At 44.1% G+C, this 22,904-nt stretch carries 19 protein-coding genes; 4 read left to right on the forward strand and 15 right to left on the reverse strand.

What is annotated here, in order from left to right:
• Nucleotides 1–7 precede the first annotated feature (7 nt).
• Both ACFQ3W_RS06345 and ACFQ3W_RS06350 read right to left on the reverse strand, forming a co-directional pair.
• Entirely contained in the window at nt 8–721 is a 714-nt protein-coding gene (locus tag ACFQ3W_RS06345) for a YwiC-like family protein (protein ID WP_379317774.1), read from the reverse strand.
• A gap of 141 nt (nt 722–862) precedes the next feature.
• On the reverse strand, nt 863–1,363 hold the full coding sequence (locus ACFQ3W_RS06350; protein ID WP_379317776.1) for a DinB family protein: 501 nt from the start codon (nt 1,361–1,363) through the stop codon (nt 863–865).
• Nucleotides 1,364–1,463: 100 nt separating this feature from the next.
• On the opposite strand from ACFQ3W_RS06350, the gene ACFQ3W_RS06355 reads away from it, so the two are divergent.
• Entirely contained in the window at nt 1,464–1,853 is a 390-nt protein-coding gene (locus ACFQ3W_RS06355; protein ID WP_379317778.1) for a hypothetical protein, read from the forward strand.
• Nucleotides 1,854–1,875: 22 nt separating this feature from the next.
• Here the strand turns inward: ACFQ3W_RS06355 and ACFQ3W_RS06360 are convergent, their stop codons facing one another.
• The 7 genes from ACFQ3W_RS06360 to ACFQ3W_RS06390 form a co-directional block, all read right to left on the reverse strand.
• Complete coding sequence (locus ACFQ3W_RS06360) at nt 1,876–2,298, reverse strand: hypothetical protein (protein WP_379317780.1); 423 nt, start codon at nt 2,296–2,298, stop codon at nt 1,876–1,878.
• Entirely contained in the window at nt 2,288–3,088 is an 801-nt protein-coding gene (locus tag ACFQ3W_RS06365; protein ID WP_379317782.1) for a hypothetical protein, read from the reverse strand. The genes ACFQ3W_RS06360 and ACFQ3W_RS06365 overlap by 11 nt, the downstream gene beginning before the upstream one ends.
• 26 nt (nt 3,089–3,114) lie before the next feature.
• The gene (locus tag ACFQ3W_RS06370; RefSeq protein ID WP_379317784.1) at nt 3,115–3,576 is read right to left on the reverse strand and encodes a GNAT family N-acetyltransferase; all 462 of its coding nucleotides are present in this window, start codon (nt 3,574–3,576) and stop codon (nt 3,115–3,117) included.
• 276 nt (nt 3,577–3,852) lie between these two features.
• A complete protein-coding gene (locus ACFQ3W_RS06375; protein WP_379317786.1) occupies nt 3,853–4,443 on the reverse strand; it encodes an AAA family ATPase in 591 nt (196 codons plus the stop codon).
• Nucleotides 4,444–4,474: 31 nt separating this feature from the next.
• A complete protein-coding gene (locus ACFQ3W_RS06380) occupies nt 4,475–4,942 on the reverse strand; it encodes an NUDIX hydrolase (RefSeq protein WP_379317787.1) in 468 nt (155 codons plus the stop codon).
• 565 nt (nt 4,943–5,507) lie between these two features.
• Nucleotides 5,508–6,104, reverse strand: a complete 597-nt coding sequence (locus tag ACFQ3W_RS06385; RefSeq protein ID WP_379317789.1) for a histidine phosphatase family protein — start codon at nt 6,102–6,104, stop codon at nt 5,508–5,510.
• Nucleotides 6,105–6,119: 15 nt separating this feature from the next.
• Complete coding sequence (locus ACFQ3W_RS06390) at nt 6,120–6,431, reverse strand: GNAT family N-acetyltransferase (protein ID WP_379317964.1); 312 nt, start codon at nt 6,429–6,431, stop codon at nt 6,120–6,122.
• 139 nt (nt 6,432–6,570) lie between these two features.
• On the opposite strand from ACFQ3W_RS06390, the gene ACFQ3W_RS06395 reads away from it, so the two are divergent.
• Together ACFQ3W_RS06395 and ACFQ3W_RS06400 are read left to right on the forward strand one after the other, a co-directional pair.
• Nucleotides 6,571–7,275 (forward strand): M50 family metallopeptidase, encoded by a 705-nt coding sequence (locus ACFQ3W_RS06395; protein ID WP_379317791.1) that lies wholly within the window; start codon nt 6,571–6,573, stop codon nt 7,273–7,275.
• A gap of 270 nt (nt 7,276–7,545) precedes the next feature.
• Entirely contained in the window at nt 7,546–9,120 is a 1,575-nt protein-coding gene (locus tag ACFQ3W_RS06400; RefSeq protein WP_379317793.1) for an FAD-dependent oxidoreductase, read from the forward strand.
• Between the two features lie 521 nt (nt 9,121–9,641).
• Here the strand turns inward: ACFQ3W_RS06400 and ACFQ3W_RS06405 are convergent.
• The 5 genes from ACFQ3W_RS06405 to ACFQ3W_RS06425 form a co-directional block, all read right to left on the reverse strand.
• A complete protein-coding gene (locus ACFQ3W_RS06405; RefSeq protein ID WP_379317795.1) occupies nt 9,642–14,297 on the reverse strand; it encodes an S-layer homology domain-containing protein in 4,656 nt (1,551 codons plus the stop codon).
• A 100-nt stretch (nt 14,298–14,397) separates the two neighbouring features.
• Nucleotides 14,398–15,927 carry an extracellular solute-binding protein gene (locus ACFQ3W_RS06410; RefSeq protein WP_379317797.1) on the reverse strand — a complete coding sequence of 510 codons (1,530 nt, stop codon included), beginning with the start codon at nt 15,925–15,927 and terminating at the stop codon, nt 14,398–14,400.
• A 72-nt stretch (nt 15,928–15,999) separates the two neighbouring features.
• A complete protein-coding gene (locus ACFQ3W_RS06415) occupies nt 16,000–16,917 on the reverse strand; it encodes a carbohydrate ABC transporter permease (protein WP_379317799.1) in 918 nt (305 codons plus the stop codon).
• An 18-nt stretch (nt 16,918–16,935) separates the two neighbouring features.
• A complete protein-coding gene (locus ACFQ3W_RS06420) occupies nt 16,936–17,904 on the reverse strand; it encodes an ABC transporter permease (protein ID WP_379317801.1) in 969 nt (322 codons plus the stop codon).
• A 241-nt stretch (nt 17,905–18,145) separates the two neighbouring features.
• Nucleotides 18,146–20,089, reverse strand: a complete 1,944-nt coding sequence (locus ACFQ3W_RS06425; RefSeq protein WP_379317803.1) for an FAD-dependent oxidoreductase — start codon at nt 20,087–20,089, stop codon at nt 18,146–18,148.
• 154 nt (nt 20,090–20,243) lie between these two features.
• Between ACFQ3W_RS06425 and ACFQ3W_RS06430 the strand changes: the two genes are divergently transcribed.
• Complete coding sequence (locus ACFQ3W_RS06430; protein ID WP_379317805.1) at nt 20,244–21,074, forward strand: MerR family transcriptional regulator; 831 nt, start codon at nt 20,244–20,246, stop codon at nt 21,072–21,074.
• A 209-nt stretch (nt 21,075–21,283) separates the two neighbouring features.
• Here the strand turns inward: ACFQ3W_RS06430 and ACFQ3W_RS06435 are convergent, their stop codons facing one another.
• Nucleotides 21,284–22,903 carry a response regulator transcription factor gene (locus ACFQ3W_RS06435; protein WP_379317807.1) on the reverse strand — a complete coding sequence of 540 codons (1,620 nt, stop codon included), beginning with the start codon at nt 22,901–22,903 and terminating at the stop codon, nt 21,284–21,286.
• Nucleotide 22,904 lies beyond the last annotated feature (1 nt).

Below are 22,904 nucleotides of genomic sequence, written 5' to 3' on the forward strand. Positions count from 1 at the left end.
CTCCATTTTAAAAGAAAAACACCAGCACGGAAACATACAGCATAAGGGAAAATCCGATTTCGGCTATCCCGCTTTGCTTCGCCTTAATACCTAGCTTAGGCAGCCAAGCCGCACGGAGCAACAACACAATCGCCGGAATGAGCAAATAGATATTGATTGATGCAGCGATCCCAATGTAAATAAAGTGATAGATCACCGAAGCCAGGTAGAATTTTGGGTTGTTTTTTTCGCGAATGACCGTTTTGACATATAAAGCCGTCCCGATAAAGTAAGCGGTCATAAGCGCAAACAACTGCGTTGCTGTCCACCAGTCGCTGCCTCCCCCCACATAAACGACCGGGTAGATGAAGGAGCAGAATACAGCAATAGCGAGTATATCATTCACTAATGCCCGCTCATTTTTCGTTTTGGCGAAATAGATATTGGGTAAAAAGAACAGCAACAAAATAACGCCATACCCTATTAATGCCGGGTCGTACCAGACCAATAATCCGAGTATCGGTAGTAACAATATTCCGTAAAGAAGCGCTGGTTTGAAGTATCGATCTCTTTTTCCGGTTTTGATCCATTGTAGTACGGGAAAGCTGAACAAATAGATGCATAACCAGCCGATAAACAGCGGAATATGCATAGGGTGTCCCCCGGTGACGGCCAGTCCTAGCAAAAAAGGGAGAATGAGCATCGCCCATGCCCCATGCTGATTTGGGATGTATCTGTTCATTACATGACGCCCTTCCTTCTAAGATGCGGGTCAGACTAAGCACTTCTGCTCTCCTTATTGTAGGGTAAGCGCAAGTTTTGAACCAATCAGGGAGTTCCCTTTTTTTGCGGATGAAAAGCACCTGGCTTGGTAGATCACAATTCAGACGGTATATAGGTAAAACATGTAGTCCGTCGGAACTCCGGGATGACCGCATTGACGGAGCATAGCTGTCAAGTTCCCCCGGTGGTAGGTTCCGTGATTGACGACGTGCTGCACTAATTCGGATATCGGCGTTTGTACTGAACCGTATTGGGGATGGGCAACGGCGATCGCTTGATTGGAATCGAGCGAAGCCAAAAAATTACGATAGTCCTCGGCTGTTCTCTCGAACCGCTCTTGAAGTTCATCCAGTGTGACCTCTTTCGTTTCCTCCAGCAGCCTCATTAACAATGCTCTAGCCTCATCAAACGGAGCCTCTTGCATTACACTAAGCCACATGCCGTCCATAGCATAGATATGCGACATCAACGCGCCAACCGATGGAAAGACGCTAGTCGTCTGCTGGCTCCATACCTCTTCCGGCAATTGATGTAAATGTTCAAAAACGCGGCGGTTAGCCCATACATGGTACTCGTACAACTTCAAGGTTTGATTCGTCATCTTATCACTCCATTTTAAATTTTGGTGGTTCCCATATCATATATATTTAAAAATTTGTTATGATTATCTTATGGTTTTAATTGATTAGGGGGTTGGTTCTATGAACTACAGGGATTACAAAAGGTTAAAACTAGGACCTTATCAAAGTGCAGGAATGATCGGCGATGTTTATGCATTTGAAATCTTGACAGGTATTGCGGATACACCGGAATACTATCAAATTACGAAAGAAGAATTTGATTCTTACGAGGACTGGTCAAAAGAATTTATAACGGATCTGAAAACCCTCTATACTGTCGTTAATCGTAAATGCATATGTAGTGGCTATCTCAAGACCAGCGATTATCGACGTAATTATCATTTCGATGTAGCCAAATGCCCTGAATGTGGGTATGAATCAGTTCATCACGTCGGAGAAATCAAATTAGATATGAAGTACGAGGTAAAATGCCCGAGCTGCAATAATGCGTTTTTTAAGATCAAGGATTAGCGAATGTCTTCAACATGATGATCTATACAACAGTCGCACAATATCCCGTGTCCCTCCCTTTTTTCACGGCTTCAATATAGCCATCAAAGTAAAAAGGAATACTATCTTCCTTGCCATTTTGAACTCTGCCCTTTACTTTTTCAAAAGCTAATATCGATACTGAAAAATCGGGTTGACCTGTGACGAGTACGGGTTGTTCGGTTTCCTGAATCCAATAGTATTGGCCGCCGTAATTTCTTCTAGCTACTTCGAAAATATAGCATCCTACCATGGAAGAGATCGACTCCAAATGGTCTTCATCTATTTCAAAATCACTTATTTCATCTAGTAAATCATCTACGCCCTTAAGGCTCTCAACGCTAAAGTCAAAATTTCCTCTATCTGAGAAATTGGTTGTAAAGCTCTCTGCTGTTGAACGGATGTCTTGTTCAAGTTTATTTTGCATATTTATCCCTCCCGTAGCTATTTACCGCTCCTTCAATACAATCCATCATGGTTTCATATAGGGTATCCGAGAATAAGGAAAACTCTTTTTCTTTTCCATGGAGTTGCGCTGAGTAGGGTGGACTATCGTTCCACGAACCCATGCCGCCGAATACCCAAGAGCTGTAGACTGCATTAATAATTCTCTGTGCTTGATCCGAGTAAATGTCAGGTAGTTGATTTTCCTTAACTAACTTCCCTTCAACGATTTGTAAAGCCTTATCGAAAAAGCTCTCCTTCCAGAACTCCTCATCAATATCTTCTGCCAATTGACTAATGTTGGATAATGCGTTTTTTAAACGGTCTGATAATTCATCCAAGTTTACATGATCGTTTTCTAAGTTAATATCTAAATCCGGGTCAAGCAAATTATATGTAATTTGCCACTTCGTATTGGGCGGTTTGTTCTCCAACTCCCAGCTTGGCAGCCATAGTTCTTTCGTATTATCGAATAAGCAAATAAGGCTCCATTTACGTCCGCCACCCACAAACGCACTTGTGATTCGTTCATCTTTACTTTTCGAGTTATTAAGAATCATAACTCCTTTGCAGTCACGGTTTTTCAAATCCTGCAACCAAGAGATTGTATTGTATTCTGTTTGAGTGCCTTTCAACATATTGTTAGGCTTAATAAACTGAACTCGATAGTGTTTATCATCGTCGTAAGGTTTAAGTTTTTCTAATTGTTTGTCTACCAAGCACCTATTCGCATGTGAGGCTATTAGCATGAGATGATGGATTTCCCCATTCATATCTCTATCTCCATTCAAATGTAGAGTTAACTCTTTATCGTATCAATAACATAGATTTTGGACTCACGGTTCCATACATGATAGCCGTGTGTATAATGTTTCCATCCATACTTTTCATAGTAATTAATGTGATCGGTACATAAATACAATTTTTCAAAACCTAGTCTATATGCTTCATTTCTGGCATGCTCTAACAGGACTGAGCCCAGCTCTTTTCCTCTTTCTGTTTCCTCGATATATAAATTAGAAAGGTAAGTCCATAGATCCTGTCTGCTTACAAAATCATTGGTCATAAGCGAATAGCTGCCAACAATTTGTTCCCCTTTCATCATAAAATACCATCTTGGCAAAGGATTGCTCGTAGTCATACTGCATCTTATACATTCATCAAATATCCTTCGATGTAATCCCCATCTTTGCGAAACATACTCGATACTTGCCTCTAATAGGTCGGGTACATCTCTTAGGTTAGTGATTTTATAGTCCATAGAATCCCTCCACTTATAGTGTTTACGAATGAAAAAAAACAACCAAAGACAGTTCTGATCTCGGGTTGGGGGCCTGTTGTCTGCGCTTATTCCATTATTATACATCTGGTGAATTATTCTTACCTCGTACTTATTATTCAATCCACGTCTGGGACCTTATTCCCCTTGTTTATTTTCAAACAAACCTCCCACTGCAACGATATGTACAGGCATTTCCATCGTTATTTTCCTCCATAACCATAATAGTTGTTCGCCCGGCACAGCTACGTTGATGTCTTATATTCTTATATGTTTTATTTTTGTGATCAATCGGTCGATCCTCTTTCTAAGGTGCCCTCTATTGTCCGACTGCAACTCAATATTACACTCCTTGGCCACCCGGTCCATAATTTCTTCTAGTTTTAAGTTGTCGGTTTGAATATGTATTTTAAAAGTATCTTGAGATAAGCTGGCAATACATCGATCAATTTGTTTGGCAGGCCAGGAGTTCTTACCATCCCCTCTACTTTTCAATCGCCGCAGTAGTGTTTCTCGATTTGCAAGTAGAGTAAAATGATGAACTTCGGCACCATTAGTTCTCAGCCTAAGTATGATTTCATTAAAATACTGAGGGTTAACGATGGTCATGGGAACGATAATAGTATCACTGAAATCATTGTCTATTGTCTGAAGCATTGAGAAATTGATTTCTCTCCATATCACATGATCTTGAAAATCTTCTTTCAAAATTGACTTTGGAGCGTTTTTTCTAATGAAGTAGCCGACATTTTCGGGATCATACACAAATGAATTTGGAATCCTTCTATTTAATTCATAAGCTAATGTTGTCTTTCCAGCTCCAAAAGCACCATTTATCCAAATAATCATATGTTTATTTCGCCCTCACCTCACTGTTTTTCTACTCTCTTTCTGAAAAATCCTCTCTCAATAGCCTTTGATTCAGCTCCCAAATGGCAGTTTTATTACTGTCCCATTTGAGTATGTTGATTGCCTCTTCATAGGTAACCCACTTAAATTCCTTGTGTTCACTTGATAATAATAACTCTTTTACTCCAACTTCAACTCCAAAGGAGTATTCTGGTACTACATAGGTATCCAATCCCCACAAAAAATCACTGACAACATCAATGACAGGTAACATTGAGCTTGAATCAAGTTTTTTGTATTTACAAGATGTTGGTATTTCAGCCTCTTCAAAAGCCTCACGTTTCGCGGCGTCTAGTATGGTTTCCCCTTCTTCACCGCCTCCGGCAATGCCTTGCCAATAACCTTCTTGTGACCGTCTAAATACTGCATACAAAATGGAGTTTGTTTCAGATATTTTGATATAGGGAAAAACTAATATCTGAAAAGGAGCACGGGCCATATAAGATCCCTTCATTCTTTTCGAATTTTTAACCATGAAAAATCCCAGCCTTAGATATAGTAAATTTTACTAGGCTGGGGTGCTTATTGTCTAAACTTTTTGAGTTCTATTTATCATGAGTTTAACTAATTGATTTAATTATGATGTCACCGAAACTAACCACTCGTTCTGTTATTATCGGATAGATTTCATTCCATATGATAGTACCTACAAATAATGTTAGTAAGATGTATGGATATCTTTTCTTCAAGTAACGAGCCGTTTGAATCATGCTTAGTAGCAAAAGAGGAAGTGTTATCAAAGACGTGATATGCCACCCCATTTGCCCTTCTACTGTCCAGCTGCCAATCCCAATGGAATCCAGAAAACCGTCCAACAATGAGTACCCGTATAAGTGGTTACATCCTAAGATCAGAACCATAAACCAAGCTAACATCCATGCCAAGCCAACCGATACCTTGTTTACTTGTCTTAACATAAGGATATATCCTCCAACCTGAGATATTGATTAACAAATTTACAACACATTCACTCATGAATATTTGATGCTAATTAAATAATATGGTCAATCTCGATCCGCAATATTTTCCGTCTTAAGGTGTTGAGTACAGTTATATAATTGACAATCCCATCGATCGTCGACTTTATTTAATATAGTTAAGGAAGTGTTCTCGATGTGTTCTTCTGTATCAACGTGGGGGATGAGTTTTTTTAAGGTAAGTCCGAGCAGAGCACCATGGCTGACTATCAGTATTTTTTGATTAGGGTGTCTTTCGGAGATTTCCGTAATACAACTCATTCCTCTTATGAAGATGCTATCCGTTGATTCAATACCAAGGTCCAGCTTAGACCATGCATATCCCCATTTACCGACTCGATCTGCTTCAGTTGTCCCCTCGATCAGTCCGCAATCCATTTCTCTTAGTCGTTGATCCGTTTTCACTTCAATATTTTTAACTCTGCCGATGGCCCTAGCTGTTTGAAGAGCTCTTGTTAAATCACTTGAATAAATATAATCCCATTCCTCGTTCTTCATTCTCCTAGACAGTAATTCAGCTTGTCTGAGGCCCTCATCATTTAAAGGGATGTCAGCTTGTCCCTGCGCTCTATACTCAAAATTCCAATCGGTTACACCATGCCTTATAAGACCGATCATTGTCATGCTAATTCCCTCTTTTCACAAGATTTTGTGCACTCCATAAAAATACGCATCTTTTAAAAGGCCGTAATATCCGGCTGTTCGTGTTGTCTCAAAACCTGTATCTTCCAAACATCTAATGCTCGGATCGTTATCGGAATCCACCCAGGCCTCAAAACAATGAATGCACGATAATTCCTTGAGTTCGAGCATTTCCTTCAACATTCTCTTACAATACCCTTGATTCCTCTTATGCGGGTTAACAACATACGATATCCCTACGGTCTGATAATCGATCATTTCAGCGCATAGCTCGCCGATTAATTCATTTTCATCGTATACTGCCCATATAAAATAATCTCAATATCCATAATCATCCAATATATTTTTCATCTTAATCGATATTTCAGGTACTTACCAGCTTTTTTGAACGTTGTTCTAATCTCCATTATAATGAAATCAATTGCTGTGTAATGAAGGAGACATTTTTATGAATAAATGGCTGAAGGTCTTGTTATATCTGGTAGGAGCCGCATTTTTGACAAGGCTGATTCCGTTCTCCGACTGGTTCCGCATGCTGGACACGATGGTTCATGAGCTCGGCCATGCCGTAGTGACCTTATTAGTGTCCGGCCGTGTCTTAAGCATTGAGCTTAATCCGGACCACAGCGGAGTTACGTACTCCGTCCTGACTTCTGGCTGGAGTCAGCTCGTCGTTTCCCTTGCCGGCTATATTTCGGCCTCGCTTTTTGCTATTGTGTTATTTTACGGCTATTACAAGCAAAAACAAGCGGCAGGGCTTGTCGTCATCAGTGTGCTCGCACTTGCGTCGCTGCTATTATTTGTGCGCCTCGGATACGGACGTTGGTGGCTAATCCTATTCATCGGAATTAATGTGATCTTTTATTTCATCGGTGGTTGGGTTCGTAATTTTTATTACCTGCTGCTGGCATTTTTGTGTTTGGAAGAGTCGGTGATGGGGCCGATCACATTGCTGCTGCGATCCGTAACCTACCCGAGCCAAGCCGGAGATGCGACCAATTTGGCAGAGCTTACGAGCATACCTTCTATTGTATGGGCGCTATTGTTCCTCGGAATTTCCCTTCTCTGTGCCTTGACGGCTTTGAAGTTTTTTTGGAAGGATCGAAGTCAGAGTCGGCAACGAAATGTTCGTAGTACGAGTACGTTCAATTAGACAAATCATCGATGCGATGATTTGAGGTTTCATTTTCAAGCTAGCCATTAGGAAACCCACCTTCAGTCACAACCTTGAGGTGGGTTTCTCTTATCTGCAGTCGAGGTACAGTCACAATTCAGCCTGCCAATGATATTACACATCATTTTACCAAAAAAGGTAACCTCCTTCTCGTACATTTCCCCTTCTGAACCATCTACAATGTAGGCAAGTCTAGTCATTTTCGATCAGCTATCTTACTCCAAATGAATCCAAAGGAGAATTTATGAAATGATACGAGAAATGAAGGCCGATCTTGTCATTCTTGGGGGCAGTACGGGCGGAACCGCTGCTGCGCTGGCCGCTGCATCATCAGGAAAAACCGTAATCATGACAGAAGAGACCTCCTGGATTGGTGGACAGCTTACCAATCAAGCGGTACCGCCTGATGAACACCCGTGGATCGAACAATTTGGCTGCACAAGAAGCTACCGAAAGTTTCGAGAAGGCGTTCGTCAGTATTATCGGGATCACTTTCCGATGACCTCGAAAGCAAGGAACAATCCTTACTTAAATCCCGGTAGTGGAATCGTCAGCCGACTCTGTCACGAACCTAGGGCCGCATTAGCTGTATTGCATCAGATGTTGGCTCCGTATATTCACAGCGGAAGATTAACTATTTTGCACAAATATCGGGCTGATCAGGCCGAAGTAAGCGGTGATCGCGTTGACTCCGTGACGGTACGGCATCTTGAAACCAATGAAAAAATCGTGCTGCAGGCGCCTTTTTTTGTAGATGCCACAGAGCTCGGAGACTTGCTTCCACTTGCGGGTATTGAATATGTTACCGGTGCGGAGTCCAAAGCACAAACCGGAGAACCGCACGCCATAGACGGAGATGCAGCACCGCAGGACATCCAGAGTTTTACTTATTGTTTTGCCATAGACTACGAGGAGAATGAAGAGCATATCATCGACAAGCCTGCGACATATGATTTTTGGCGCCAGTATAAGCCTGATTTCTGGCCGGATAAGCTGTTAAGCTTAACCGGAGTTAAGCCTTCCACGAATGAGCCGGTAGAGTATGAAATTTTTCCAGGCCATGAAAAATTCCCGCTGTTTCAGTACCGCCAAATTATGGACCCCGTGCATTTTGACGACAGCTTGTCCCTTCGTCCGGTCTCCCTGGTCAACTGGCCGCAAAACGATTACTGGCTCGGTTCCATCATTGATGTTCCGGAGGAAGATGCCGCCCGGCATCTTTATCAGGCCAAACAGCTCAGTCTATCTCTACTTTACTGGCTGCAAAATGAAGCTCCACGGCCGGATGGCAAGCAAGGCTACCCAGGCCTACGTCTTCGTCCAGACGTCGTTGGTACGGAAGACGGGCTGGCGATGTACCCGTACATTCGGGAGTCTCGAAGAATTCAGGCTGAATTCACGGTGCTCGAGCAGCATGTAGCTACGGCGTCTCGCCCGGATGGTACCGCTGAAGTCTTTCATGATTCAGTAGGTGTTGGTTGCTACCGAATCGATCTGCATCCGAGTACAGGAAATCGACCATATATCGATATTTCTTCACTGCCCTTCCAGATCCCACTCGGCAGCCTAATCCCGAAACGGGTAAAAAATGTGCTGGCCGCCAGCAAAAACATCGGAGTTACTCATATTACCAATGGCTGCTATCGCCTTCATCCCGTGGAATGGAACATCGGTGAAGCTGCCGGATATTGCGCCAGCTACTGTTTGGACCACAATGTGCTGCCTACGGATGTGCGCAATCATCATGAAACTTTAACAGACTTCCAGCAAAAACTGGTCGGCCAAGGTCTTGAGCTTCAGTGGCCTAAGCTTCGTCCGGTGTGAGTTCTTTTCAGAAGGACGCCTCACAGCGCCATTTGGGTTGGTTTTAACTTCTAACTTCTATATTGGTGTAATGAGAGGAATGAGGGATGGGTGGAGAAGATCTATGGATAATTCGAGGTGTGAATTACATCGCCTGCACCAATTGTTGTAATTCATACAACAATTTTGACCTGAAATGGCCATTTCACCGCAAATTGTTGTATTTCGTGCAAGAAATTTAGCGTTAATTGGCCCTACTACTGCAATATTGTTGTACATTTTACAACAATCCGGCCTGGACCGCTCAGGATCCGTTTAAATTGTTGTATAGAATACAACTTTCCTCCCTACCTTGTGGTTCGTTTTTCGGTTTTGTAACATGAATGAAGCAGAGCAAACAAATAAACGGCCAGTCGCACTTTGTTCAGATGTGTCAATCGTTCGACTCCGTTGAAATTTTTGCTCCTAATACAACAAAAGTAATGCCAGCCTATAGACGGTTTCTTCCGTCTATAGGCTGGCATTTTTACATGTTGCTTATTTTAGTTAATAAATCCTGCAGTCCGCAGCAACCTTGTAATGGCTACTGCCCCCTCTGCACGGCTGGATGATGCGCCTGGGGAGAACAAGTCAGACGAGCGGCCTTTCATGAGTCCGGACTGGACCGCCTCACCCACGGCTTCTTTTGACCATGTTGCCATACGATCACGATCTTTGAAGCCTGTGAGCGCAGAACCCTGGTTTTCTGTCGCTGCTTCCTTTCCGGTTAGCTTCAAGGCGCGTACGAGCAGGACGCTCATCTGCTCCCGAGTGATTTGATCACGCGGACGGAACTCTCCGCTGCCAACGCCTTCGATTAGTTTATTTTTCACCGCAGTCGCTACTGCAGATGCATACCAATCATTTGCCTCCACATCCGTAAAACCCGTAACGTTCCCTTGCTCCTTGAGTCCAAGCGCACGGACGAGCATGGCCGTAAACTGTGCTCTCGTAATCGGATCACTCGGACCAAAATGAGTATCACTGAATCCTTCTATCACTTTTTTTGAAGCCAGCAACGAGACTTCTTCGCGAGCCCAATGACTGCTCATATCCTTAAACGTCTTTTCATGTGAAATTACGGAATAAACGCCGCCCTCTTTAAATCTGAATTCTGCCACAAATTTTCCATTAACATTCTCAATTCGTGCAGGCATAAAAGCCACTTTATTGGAAGCCAAATCCGCTCGCAGAACCGTTGTTGTAGCCTGACTCACCGTACTCTCCAGTGCTTTGGCAAACTTCGCATAAGCTCCCTTGAACATCGGCAAAGCAGATAAGCTCCCACCTGACTCCCAGTCAAAGGAGATCGCGAGCGCTGCCCCAAGCTTAGAAGCACGATCCGGCAGCAAGACATTCACCCTGTCTTCCCGTTCTTTCGACGCAATACCAATACGAATCCGCAGCTGATCGGTGGCACCTCGATTCTCTAATGAGTCAATCAGCGCTTGAAGTGGAAATTCCAAACGTCCTAAGGAAGACTCCAATACAACGGCGCCCCCCGGCAAGTTCTTCACGGCTGAGCGAAGACCCTGCACAGGTAGGTGGAGTGCGACTACATCAGACTTTTCATTTATGCCATATTTAAGCACATGCGAGGCTGCTGGCAGCTTGCGAAGGGTTTCTACCTCCTCCAGCATCCGCGACTCGCTCACAACTCCGTCAACGCTGACCTCCCCATTCCCCTTTGTTTCTTTCTTGATACTCAAACGCTCCGGCTCAGCCGGCTTGGCTGGAGTTGGTGCCCCTCCGGAGCTGCCGCCTGTGCCGCCCGGTGAACCTGGATTGCCGGAACCAGGATTTCCGCCGCCGGTAGAGGTCCGAATGACCTGCACTGTTTTGCTATTCGTCTTGAGATCATCGACATAAACATCTACCTTAATCGGATTAACGCCTGTATTTAATGCTACATTCGCCTTAAAGCTTCCGCCCGGAGATAATTCCGCCGGTTGCCCGTTGACCTTCACAGCAGCCTTACCCGGTCCGAGCACCTCTACCAGGCCTTGCAAAAGGAACTGACTCTCGTGCGTCTCCCGCTCTTCGTCATCCGTAAGCTCGCTTAACACCGCAGAACGAACCTGATCCCCCGTATTATAGGCGTTGGCTACAAGCTGGCGGTTGGTTCTCACCCCAGAGGGATCCATCGCCGATATCACGAAACCTCCTGGGGGGATAACACTATTGTTTTCTTCCGGAGAGCCCCAGCTCCATTTGATCGCTTGATTTCGGTTAACAACACGGGTCACATGCCCTGTATCATCGACTACCACCTCAACTCCAAAACGATTCGTGCCAGTGGAATAACCGAAAGCCTCCGTCATTACGTTAATGTTGCCCTCAACCCGGTTCACATTATGGTAGTGCCCTTCCAGAAATGAATCCGGGCTTCCCGGCAAACTCATCCCGAGCTGGTAGTCTTTCACCCATTCGCGATCCTGAAGTGCCGCCTTGGCGACAGCCCAGTTGATTTGCGAAGCGTCAAACAGCATCAACCCGTTCGTGGATTTGAGGCCCGCCTGGAACACCTCGCGCTGTACAGCTGGCGTCTGCACATTATTCAGCGCAATTCCCGCATACAGCGGAATTTCCCCATTGGTTACGATATTGCCAAGCGTAATGTATTTCTGAATCTCCTGACTGGTCGTTTGATACGCGCCGATCATGAGAAAATCCAAAAATTCAATATACCCGGTATTGTAATATTCCGGTGTATACACGGATTCATCCGGCATGCCCAGCGCGGGACTAAACCGGAAGTTCTTACTCCCCCAGTTCACCCCATTCAAATAGTACGTTTCATACCAAGATCCCACATAAGAGGATACCTCGATCTTTCTACCGGTCTGAGCTTTATAAGAATCCACAAGCGACTTCACTTCAGTAAAAAAGCTTTGAATGATGCCTGACCGGAATTCCCACCAATCCTGAACGAGCGGCCCGTTTTTCCTCACATTATTTTCATAGTAAAAAATATCGTTTGGCCAATTGACCAATGTCTTACCCCGTTTTTGCAAAAATTGCTCAAACTTTACTCTTGTCTCCTCGCTGAAATCGGCGCCTTCATTGTCATAACGACTGCGGTCGTGTACGACGCCGTCCACATCATAGTTTTTGATGATTTCCTCAAAGGTCTTGAGCTGGTATTCGCGAACCTCATCGTTCGCCGGATTGACAAACGCCACAAGTCCCTTCTTCGCACTCTCACGCAGACGCTTGATCTCCCCGTTGTTTTCCGCGAAATACACGCGTTCCTCCCAGTCCAGATGATCGTTCAGCACGGCAAACTCGTTTCTGGCTAAGGACCCTTCGGCGAACACATTAACCGCCGCATGAATCTTTAAGCCCAGCGCATGGCCGTGGTCAATGAACTCCTGCAGCAAATCCAGGTCCGGACTGGCGCCAGAAGATGGGAGCGTACCGATATACGGTCTGCCTGTTAAGTCATTCTTCTTATATGAAACATAACCTTCCACTCCCTTCACATCAAACGCCACTGATGTAATGCCGGTGTCCTTGGCTTTTTGAAGGAAGGCCCGAACTTGCTCGCTGGTTTTGAACTTTTTGGCATTGGAAGTCTGGTCTACCCAAAGAATGGCCTCTTTTTTCGAGGACAGGCTTTCTTTAACAAACACGGCGAGATAACGTCGATCCTGCTCTATGTCATTTTTCAGCACTTTAACATCGATATAATTTGTACCCTTGGTCAAAGTGTACGTATAAGAGAACGAACCATCGGCATTAAAAGGAACTTCCCTATCGTTCATGAGTAACTTGATAACTGCAGTATTGTCCATATTGTCGATTTTCCCCGAGATGACAGTACTGCCTTCCGTAACGGTATACATGGGCTGGTTATCCAGCTTAAGTCTGGCGATGAGGCCGTTCCCGCTCATAATATCCCGAACCGGCACGGCTTCTCCGTTCTTGCGCAGCTTGATCATATCTCCAGCCTTGAAGTTTTCAGCCAGGAAGCGCTTGATGTTGTTGCCGGTGTAGCTGTTATCCTGAGCCATCAGCACATAGCCGCCTTCCGGGATTTCCAAATTAGTCGGCCCGGTCCATACCGGCGGCTTGCCGTTGATGGATGGGTTGATTACCTGCAACACCCGGTTGTTCTCGTCGACCTGTACAGCTACATTCGTCTGAGGAATCACGATGCTAGAACCATAATCTCTCGTAAATATAGCTACAATGTTCGGAACGCCTGTTACATCCTTATCTACATAGTCTATTTTCTTGCGTGGGCCCTCAATATCAACGGTTATGTCCTTTGGGGCGGCCTCAACCTCAATGTAATCCTGGTTCTCAATCGGTTCATAAGTAACACGGAGCGTCTCTGAATCCAGTTCATCCCCGGCTTTCAATAACTTGATTGTGATTGTGTTCTCACCGGATGTTAAGTACACATTCATTCCGAAAACCCCTTCTGCCGAAAGTTGGGTCGCTTCCCCATTAACTAACACGCTGATATCCAGTTCCTTGGCGTAATTAGCCACAAAGCCGGAAACCTCAATTACCGGAATATTGACGGTTGTATCATTCTTCGTAATGAGATACAGCTCTGGGGATGTTGGTTCCGGGTCGGGATCTGGATTTGGCTGTTTTGGGAGAAAATCCACCGCAGTAACCTCTACTCCGGACCGCATCAGCTTCACGCGATCTCCCACCTTATATTGCCTAAAGAGAGATTGCTGATATGGCGAGTCATCCCATGTACTTTTGCCCCCAGCCAAAACGACATAACCTCCTTCCGGAATCTTTAGCAGTTTGCCCGGGTCCCAGCCTGTTGGAGGGTCGTCTTTCGGTCCAACCACATGGTGTACATTACCGCCGCCATCTACAGCAACGGCCACTTGACGTTCCGAGACCCATACTTCATTGGGATATACGGAGTTGGTAACCGTTGCGCCGCTGGTGTACAAAGCCAGAAAATCATGTTTTCCTTCCAAAGGCTCACCCGTCACATTAATGTCTGTGAATTCAAGAGATGTGCCGCCGTCCGCGGAAATGAATTTAACGGGCTCTTGATCCGACACGCCATTGCTTTGATCCGAAGGCAGCCCATGATCAGCAAATACAGATGTTGTAGGAACGATTAGTGCAATAATCAAGGAGATGCTTACAAATAAGGATAATCGCTTCAGAAATAAACCTTTCACCAAGGATCACCCCCCCTTTTTTACTAAATAAGCTCGACTGAGAACATGTCTTTTGAAAAAAAAGCAGCTGCTAAGGCAACTGCTCTTCATCATTTATCTTTTACTTCGTTGATTTAAACCACTCATTCGCTGCGGTAATCATATCGGCCCCGCCTTCTGCCTTCCATTGAGCTAAGAACTGATCATATTGATCAATCGGTTTAGCTCCGGAAATGAACTGCAGCACAGTATCATCCAGCAGCTTTGAAAGTTTCAGCAGGTTTTTAGAAATGGCATCAATCGGCGGCGCAGTCGACATGGGATCAATGACTATAAGTCCTTCAGCGTTTTTCTGATATGCTTCAAAATGAGCTTGAAGAATCGGATCTTTACGAACACGGGCCTGCCAGTAGATAGGATATTTCTCCTCATCGACACCCGTTAAGAAATTACTTGCATTGCTTAATTCATCATTAAAAATCGGCAGGATCGGGTAATACTTATCGTCCTTCACTTCATAGTGAACGCCTTCTTTGCCTAGCGCAATCCCTTTAAAAGTCTCTGGCTCCAGTTTCGCATTCAAAAACTTCATGGCTGCTTCTTTATTCTTGGATGATTTCAAAATACTTACATACCAACTTGTATTGGCAACGGCTCCAACTTTTGCTTTGCCGTCCGGTCCCTTTAAATAGGGAATAATCGTCGTCTTGGCATCCGGGAAATTTTTCTGCAATGCCGCGATCGTAGTTCCAGCGTTCCACCAAGCAAGCTTATACATCGCCGCCTGACCGCCGGAGAATTTCTCAATCGATTTCTGTGCGATGTTAATCGGCATCTCGGTATCGAGTAGGCCTTCTTTGTACAATTTGTTCATGTAGGTGATGAACTCTTTCATTTCGGGCAGCTCAGCCCGATGCACCAGCTTACCGTCCACTTCCTTCCAATCCGTTAATATGCCAAAGGTCGTGGCGATATCCCCGTAAATGGAATCCTTGCTTAAGGTCAGTGGAATCACTTTTTTCTTCTCTTTAATGGTCTTCAGCACATTGTAGAGCTCATCTCTGTTGGTAGGAACGGACAGACCCAGCTCATCCAGCCAGTCCTGTCTCACCACAAGCTCTTCACCAATGGTTACACCCGCCCCGGTTTCAGGAATTCCATAAATTTTGCCATCGATCATTGCGCTTTTGAAAGATTCCTGTTTAATTGACTGTTTAATGTAATTGCCTTGAGACTCCAATAGCTCATCCATGGGCTCGAGCGCTCCTGCAGAGGCCAGGTTGTAAAATTGGGCCGCATTCAGCTTGACGATGTCATAATTATCTTTGCTGGACACCAGAAGGTTCAGCTTCTCATCGGCATTCTCCGCCGGCAGCAGCTCATACTCCACATTAAAGCCGGTTCTTTCCTGAATGTATTTGGCTACATACTCGGTTTTCGGATCAAATAACCCGTACTGCATAATCATGCGCAGGTCCGCTTTTCCCTCAGTTTTTCCTTTATTTGTCCCTTCAGACGTTGTAGTGGAAGCACTGTTCGAAGGCTTTTCCGCCTTATTTTCCGCATTGTTTCCTCCTCCACCGCAACCGGATAAAATCAGGGTGAAACCGAGAATGGTGGCGAGAACTGCAGATTTTTTCAATTTAATCATGATAACCCTCCTTGAAATTGTTGAGTCTTTGCCGATCCGAGCGCATCACCCCCTTTAAGAAGTGCTATTGGATCAGCCCTTGATCGAACCGACCAGCACACCTTTCACAAAATACTTTTGCAAGAAGGGATAAACCAGCAAAATCGGAATGGTTGCAAGTAAAATCGAGGAGGCTTGAATGGACTGTGGTGTGGTGTTAATCGCGGCATCCACGTTATTTTTCAGAAAATCTCCGCTGGATGAAACAAGAAGCTCCTTCAAATAAAGCTGCATCGGCTTGATCGTCGGATCGGTAATGTAAATCATCGCTGAAAAATAATCGTTCCAGAAGGCCACCGCAAAAAATAGTCCAATTGTGGCCATCACCGGCAGGGACAAGGGGAGCATCACCGATATCAATATACGGATATTTCCCGCACCATCGAGCTTGGCGGACTCCTCCAGCTCATCCGGAAGGCCTTCAAAATAATTTTTAATAATCAGCATGTTGTATACATTGACCATCGCCGGCAGGAACAAAATCGGGAAGGAGTTTACCAGGTTCAGGTTCTGCATCAGCAGATAGGTCGGTATCAAACCACCGCTAAAGAGCATAGTGAACACGAAGAATAGCAATAGTCCCTTCCTCCCGCGAAGCCGCTGCTTGGATAACGGATATGCCGTCAGCGTGGTGACAAGTAAGCTGCATACCGTACCGATCACGGTAAGAAATACCGATACCTTTAGTGAATTCAAAAACATCGAATCCTGAAGCACGTATTTAAACGTCTCAAATTGGACTCCTACCGGAAGCAATCCTACTTTGCCAGATATAACAGCGCTTTCACTGCTTAAGGATTTGGCAAGCAAATTGACAAAAGGAAGCAGTGTTGTTAATCCCAGAAGAATGAAAAAAACATAATTGAATACGGAAAAACATTTCTCTGCAAACGAGGTTTTTATAACCCCGCGTTTGGTATTGATTCCTGCCAAAGCTTGTTTGTGATCCATATTTTTCACTCCCCCTTCTTACCAAATGCCGCGCTGTAGATACTTTCTGCTCATGGCGTTGCCTGCGATCACTAACGTGAAGGAGATGACGGCTTCAAATAGACCTACTGCTGTCGAAAAGCTATAGTCCTGACTGCCAAGCCCCATGCGGTAAACGTAAGTTCCAATGACATCCGACACTTGGTAGACCACCGGATTGTACATGACTAATATTTGCTCAGTCCCGGCCTCAAGGATGTTGCCGAGCCGCAGAATAAACATCAGAATGATAATTGGCGCGATGCCAGGCAGCGTAATATGCCACAGCTGCTTCCATCTTCCGGCTCCGTCGATTTTTGCGGCTTCATACAAGAGTGGATCAATGGTGGTAAACGCCGCCAAATACACAATGGTGCTCCAACCGGTTTCCTTCCAGCCTGCGGAGGTGATCAGAACACTTCGGAACACGCTGTTATCCAGAAAGAAGGCGATTTGCTCTAGTCCCATAGCAGTTAAGGCTTTGTTTACAATCCCGCCGTTCGTCGATAGAAGATCAATAAACAACCCGCCAACGATAACCCAAGACAGGAAATGCGGAAGATAGATCACGGTTTGTACCGTACGCTTAAAAATCATATTCCGGAGCTCATTAAGCATCAGGGCGATTAGAATGGGAAGTGGAAACAAGATCACAATTTTCAAAATGCTGATGATGACCGTATTCTTGAAAACTTGCGCGAAATCCGGAGATGTAAACAGCTTCTCGAAGTGCTTCCAGCCAACCCACGGGCTGTCGGCAAACCCGGTGAAGATGTTGAAATCCTTAAAAGCGATCGTGATTCCGTACATCGGTGTATATTTGAACAGCAAAACAAACAAGATCCCCGGAATGAGCAGCAGATAAAGATCCCATTCCTTCCGAATGTCCATGCCCAAGCGGCTCCAGAAGCCTCGTTTCCCCTTGATGGCTTCGCGCGGCGCCGGTGAGGGTTCTATCGTGGGTTTCATCGGCCCCCCCCTTCCTTTTCATTCATCTCCTTGTTATTTCAAATTTTAATGATGGATGGGATTGCTGAGTAGGCGAGGGTAATTACCTTTTTTGGTAATATGATGTTTGAATGCTTAGGCCGATCTCGAGTGTAAAGCTTGCGGAAGGCTAAAAAAGAAGCCGATTGCTATAGCAATCGACTTCTTTTACCATAAACTCTGGCTCCCTAACAGGACTCGAACCTGATATCCTTCAACTGCATTATTTTTTATTGCTTAGCGCTTTTGCCGCATGTTCACCAGCAATATATCCTGAGCCATACGCATAACCTAACGTACCACCTTCAAAATATACATAGCTGTCATTGTATACACCGCTTGAGTCAGATCCGACAGCATATAACCCATTTATAGCCTTGCCCTCTTTATTTAGTACTTGTAGATTGTCGTTGACTCTAATACCACCTAATGTACCTAAAAATACAGAAGGTGTGATTTTGACCGCATATACAGTGCCTTCTACATTATCTAAATATTTAGCAGATTTAAAGTGGTCCGTATCTTTTCCTAGAGCGCATAACTCATTATACCTTTTTACGGTGCTGACGAGGTTGGTCATGTTTAATTTTTGTTCCATTTCCTCCACAGAATCTGCTTTAATGATTTTGCCTTCAGATACTAATTTTTCAATATCTTTTGTTAAGTCTGTAGGGGTATGACTTAGCTTGTAGTTTTTGGAGGTATCAATCTCATGACCAACTTCTACAAATTTAGTTGGATTATCTGCTAAGTCTCCAGCATAAATGTCTGTAATCCCAGCAAATCCTTTTGCCTTCACCACATCAATCATCGTTTGGTCAAATATTTCATATGCCGTTTTTTGTGGAAGTGAACTAATGACATTCGCAGACTTGATAGGTTCAAAAATAAAATCCTCTTCGTTCATAAACCGATTTCCATCCACGTCTACATGTAAAAAAGGATTTAGTAAGGCAGAATTAATTACAGTTCCCCAATCGGTTCCTCCTCTGGATACACCATAATGCATCATAATTGCTTTATTATAATCCGCATCTCCCCCAGCGGTCTTCGCCATAGCAATTCCTGTCCCAATATTCGTTGCTACTCTGCTTCGTCCATACCCTTCTCCAAACGTTTCTTTAACGAGCTTCTCATTGCCGCCAAAACCACCTGTTGCCAATATGACTTTATCGGCTTTAATAGTTAGCGTTCCTCCATCTTCTTTCTCAGCCTTAATTCCTGTGACTTTCTTTCCATCCATTATCAATTCCGTTGCTTTAGTGTTGTATAGAATTTTACCGCCCTTATCTTGAATCGTTTGGTGCAAAGCAGTGATTGTCTTTGCGCCACCTTCGGTATAACCGTGCAGAGTTGAATTAGGGTGAGTTAGCACGTGCTCATAATAAGACCCCGTTCCGGGATGTGCCAGTGTGAATTTACCGCCATTTTGCTCTAGCCAGTCCACCACATGTCCCGAATTATTAATAACTTTGGATAATAGTCCTGCATTAACCATATAATTTCCTGTCTTCACATATTGCTCATAAAACCATTTTGGATCTACTGTCTTATTTTGTTTGATTTGCTGAGAAGAATTTGCTGCAAACATCCCTCCTGCCATGGTTCCTTGTCCCATCGGGCTAGCTGTTGTCTCTACAACAACAACGTCACCACCGAATTCTACAGCTTTTAATGCAGCCGCCGTACCTGAAGCTCCTCCGCCGACAACAACAATTTGTGTAGATATTTCTTCATCTTTTCCTTCTTTGACAATTTTGTTTGACTTCAAATTTTCTACATTGCCGCCTGCTTGTTTTACAGCGTCCTCCACTGCTGCTAAAATCGCTGCGCTCACCTCTGATGCACCTGAAACGGCGTCTACAGCAAGGGATTGATGATCTACGATTTGTTTAGGTATCTTTTTAATCGCCCCCTCAGCGATCGATTCGGTTTCATTTTGCTCAGTAACTTCAATCTTAGTAATTTTTGATTTCGTAAATGTTACCTTGACTTTTACGGGACCATTATGACCTTTTGCTGTCCCCGTATAAGTACCGGCTGTGTAGGAATTTTTTGCTCCCGCTGATTGGTGAGATGGATTACTCATGTACACTTGGTCTTGTGCGCATCCCGTAAGCAATGACGCAGCAAGAATAATAATGAGAAAAATTTTGCTGAATTTCATCACGTTATCCCATTTGTTATTTTTTTCACAAATTCATTTTAAACCTGCATGTTAGAATCACGTAAAGGGCTCCTATGAGGAAAACAACAGTAAAAATAAAGTGAACATGCTATATTGGGGGCTTCCAAACACAATTTCAAGGGGGGATTTGAGGATGGCAGAGTACAAAATCGGTACATTTGCTAAAAACTTAGGTGTAACCACCAGCTTACTAAAGCATTATGAGAAATATCATTTGATAACAAGTAACAAAAATGAAATTAACGGCTATCGCTATTATGGCTTTACACAAACGCCAACAATTTTAAGAATAAAACAGCTACAAAAATTAGGATTTACGTTACGAGAAATCGCTAGTATGCTCAAAAACTGTACGACAGAGGAAATGAGCATTAAAATACAAGAAAAAATAGAGGATATCCATACTGAACTTTTCGAAAAACAACTTTTATTAAAAGAAGCCGAGCATATACAAAAACACTTGCATCAAATTAATCAAGATCAGTTTGAAGGTAATTGGACCATTGAGGAAACACCAGCCATGTATTTTCTCCCTCATTCTAAACAATTGGATTTTGTTGAATTAGACGAAACAAAGAGTGAACAGCTAAAGAGCTGGATCGATCATTTTCCTTTAACTAAACAAGCCACATTAGTGTCTAATCATACAGATGAATATCAATATGGACTGGCTATTGAACAACAGATTGCTCATCGATTAAATTTACCAATGCAAAGTTCAGTTCCTATCGTTATAGAAGGTGGAAAATCTCTGATCTATCCTGTCATTTGTAGTTCTTTTGATGAGCATGGAAAGGAGTTCGTGAGGCGGTTATTACAAAAACCGATTGCATTATTAAGTCGAATGGGGATTCAAGCTAAAGAACACGCGCATATTGAAACGATATTAGAAATTACACAAAATCAAAAGAGAGTTGTTTATTATCAAATTTACATCCCATTATATATCATTAATCCAAAATGAAGGTACCATCATCCTTTTATAAAGAAATTGGATTCTTATGCCGAATTCTCCACAGGATTGAATAATTTGGGTTCATGCTGGTAGCCTTCTTTGGCAAGTGCTTGATACGAATGATACTTTCTCACTCGAGATCATCGAACCCGAATCGATCGAAAAAAGTAAGCGTTGTGATGCTCCACAATCCCTGCCAGCGTGTTGCCACCCGATGGTTACCCGCTTTGACCCTTAAACTCTCCGGGGTTAACCCCCCAATATTTTCGGAACACCTTCGTAAAATAACTGACATCACGATAACCCACCAAGCGTGCGGCGTCGTAAACCTTATGCCCTTCCTGCAGCAAGGACTTGGCCCGCTCCATCTTACGCTCCAGCACATAATTGGAGAAGGCGACTCCCATCTCTTGCTTGAACAGACGGCTGAGGTACGAGGAATTGATATATAGTCGGTCAGCCACTGTATGCAGGGTCAGTTCTTGATCCATTTCCTCGTTCAGCAGGTTAATAATATCCTTTACCACCTGATTGCTGCTTGTTTTCCGCTGTTCCTCCATATAGGTCACGATATGCTTAACTGTTCTAACCATGAACGACCAGGTTTGCGTTTTGGTGGTGAGCAGATTCACATTTTGGAAAAACTTAGCATCCTCACCTATCACCTGCTTGATCGTCCAGCCCCGTTTTTGAATCAGCCGGGTAAAGAAGCTGTTCATGAAGAGGACCGCCTCTTGAAACATATAGGAGCATTCGGTCTGAGAGAAAGTCTCTTCCCATAATCCCCTTAACGCCACCATCGCTTTGATTTCATCCGCGGTCTCCAGAGCAATTTCCAGCTCCTTTTCCACATGCTGCTTGACTACGATAATCTGGGCGTCCTCTTTGTGCAAATCCCGATAAGAGATGACAATATTATGCCCATAGACAATGCGCTCCTGAAGAGCTAGGCAGGCCTGCTCATACAATACATTCATATCCTCTAACGCTCCAAGAGAAGCACAGATTCCTGCACTAGCTGTTATCTGCAGCACTTCTTTACTCTGCGAAAGAAGCTTGGATAGATCGGCATTTATTCGCAGTAGTGCTTCTTTTGGCTCCTGATCCGAACTTACGACAAAGATCAGCAGCAGCTTTTGATCTGAATCTGAAGTGACCCAGCAGGGTGGAGACCATGGCAATTCCAACGCCAGACACTGCATCGTGAATTTCAGCATCCCTAGCTCCTCTTTCTCGAGATGATGCTCATCCTCAAGTAAAGGATCCAGATCCACTACCGCAACCGCAATGCGGTCTTCCCCATGCAACTGGATATGTAATTCCTTACTCTTGCTCAAAATCTCCTCACTTGTATGCTTTCCGTTAACCCACTGGAGAAAGAACAGGTTCTGCAGATGCGGCAGGTTGTTCTCCCATTGCATCTCCAGCGCAGCATTTCGCCGCCACTGCTCTAACTCGCTATGGAGCTGCCGTCTTGCTTCGAGCACAGCCTCTAGAATTTCTTCCTCTCCGGCTGGCTTAAGCAAATACCGGAAAACGCCCTGTTTCAGAGCAATTTGAGCAAATTCAAAGCTGTCATGTCCGCTTAAAATGATAAATTTCATCAGTTTGCTCATCTCGTGGCGGTCTCTGAGTTCCTTCAGCATGGTAAGTCCATCCATCCCGGGCATTTGCAAATCCACTAGGATGATATCCGGCTTTTTAAGCTCGATAAGTCTTAACGCCTCCAGACCGTTTGACGCGAGTCCAACCATTTCAATTCCGTGCTGATCCCAAGGAATATTAAAGCCCAGCGCATGACGCAGCCGTGGCTCGTCCTCCACAATCATCAGATTCATC

Source organism: Paenibacillus puldeungensis (assembly GCF_042678945.1).
GTDB lineage: Bacteria > Bacillota > Bacilli > Paenibacillales > Paenibacillaceae > Fontibacillus > Fontibacillus puldeungensis.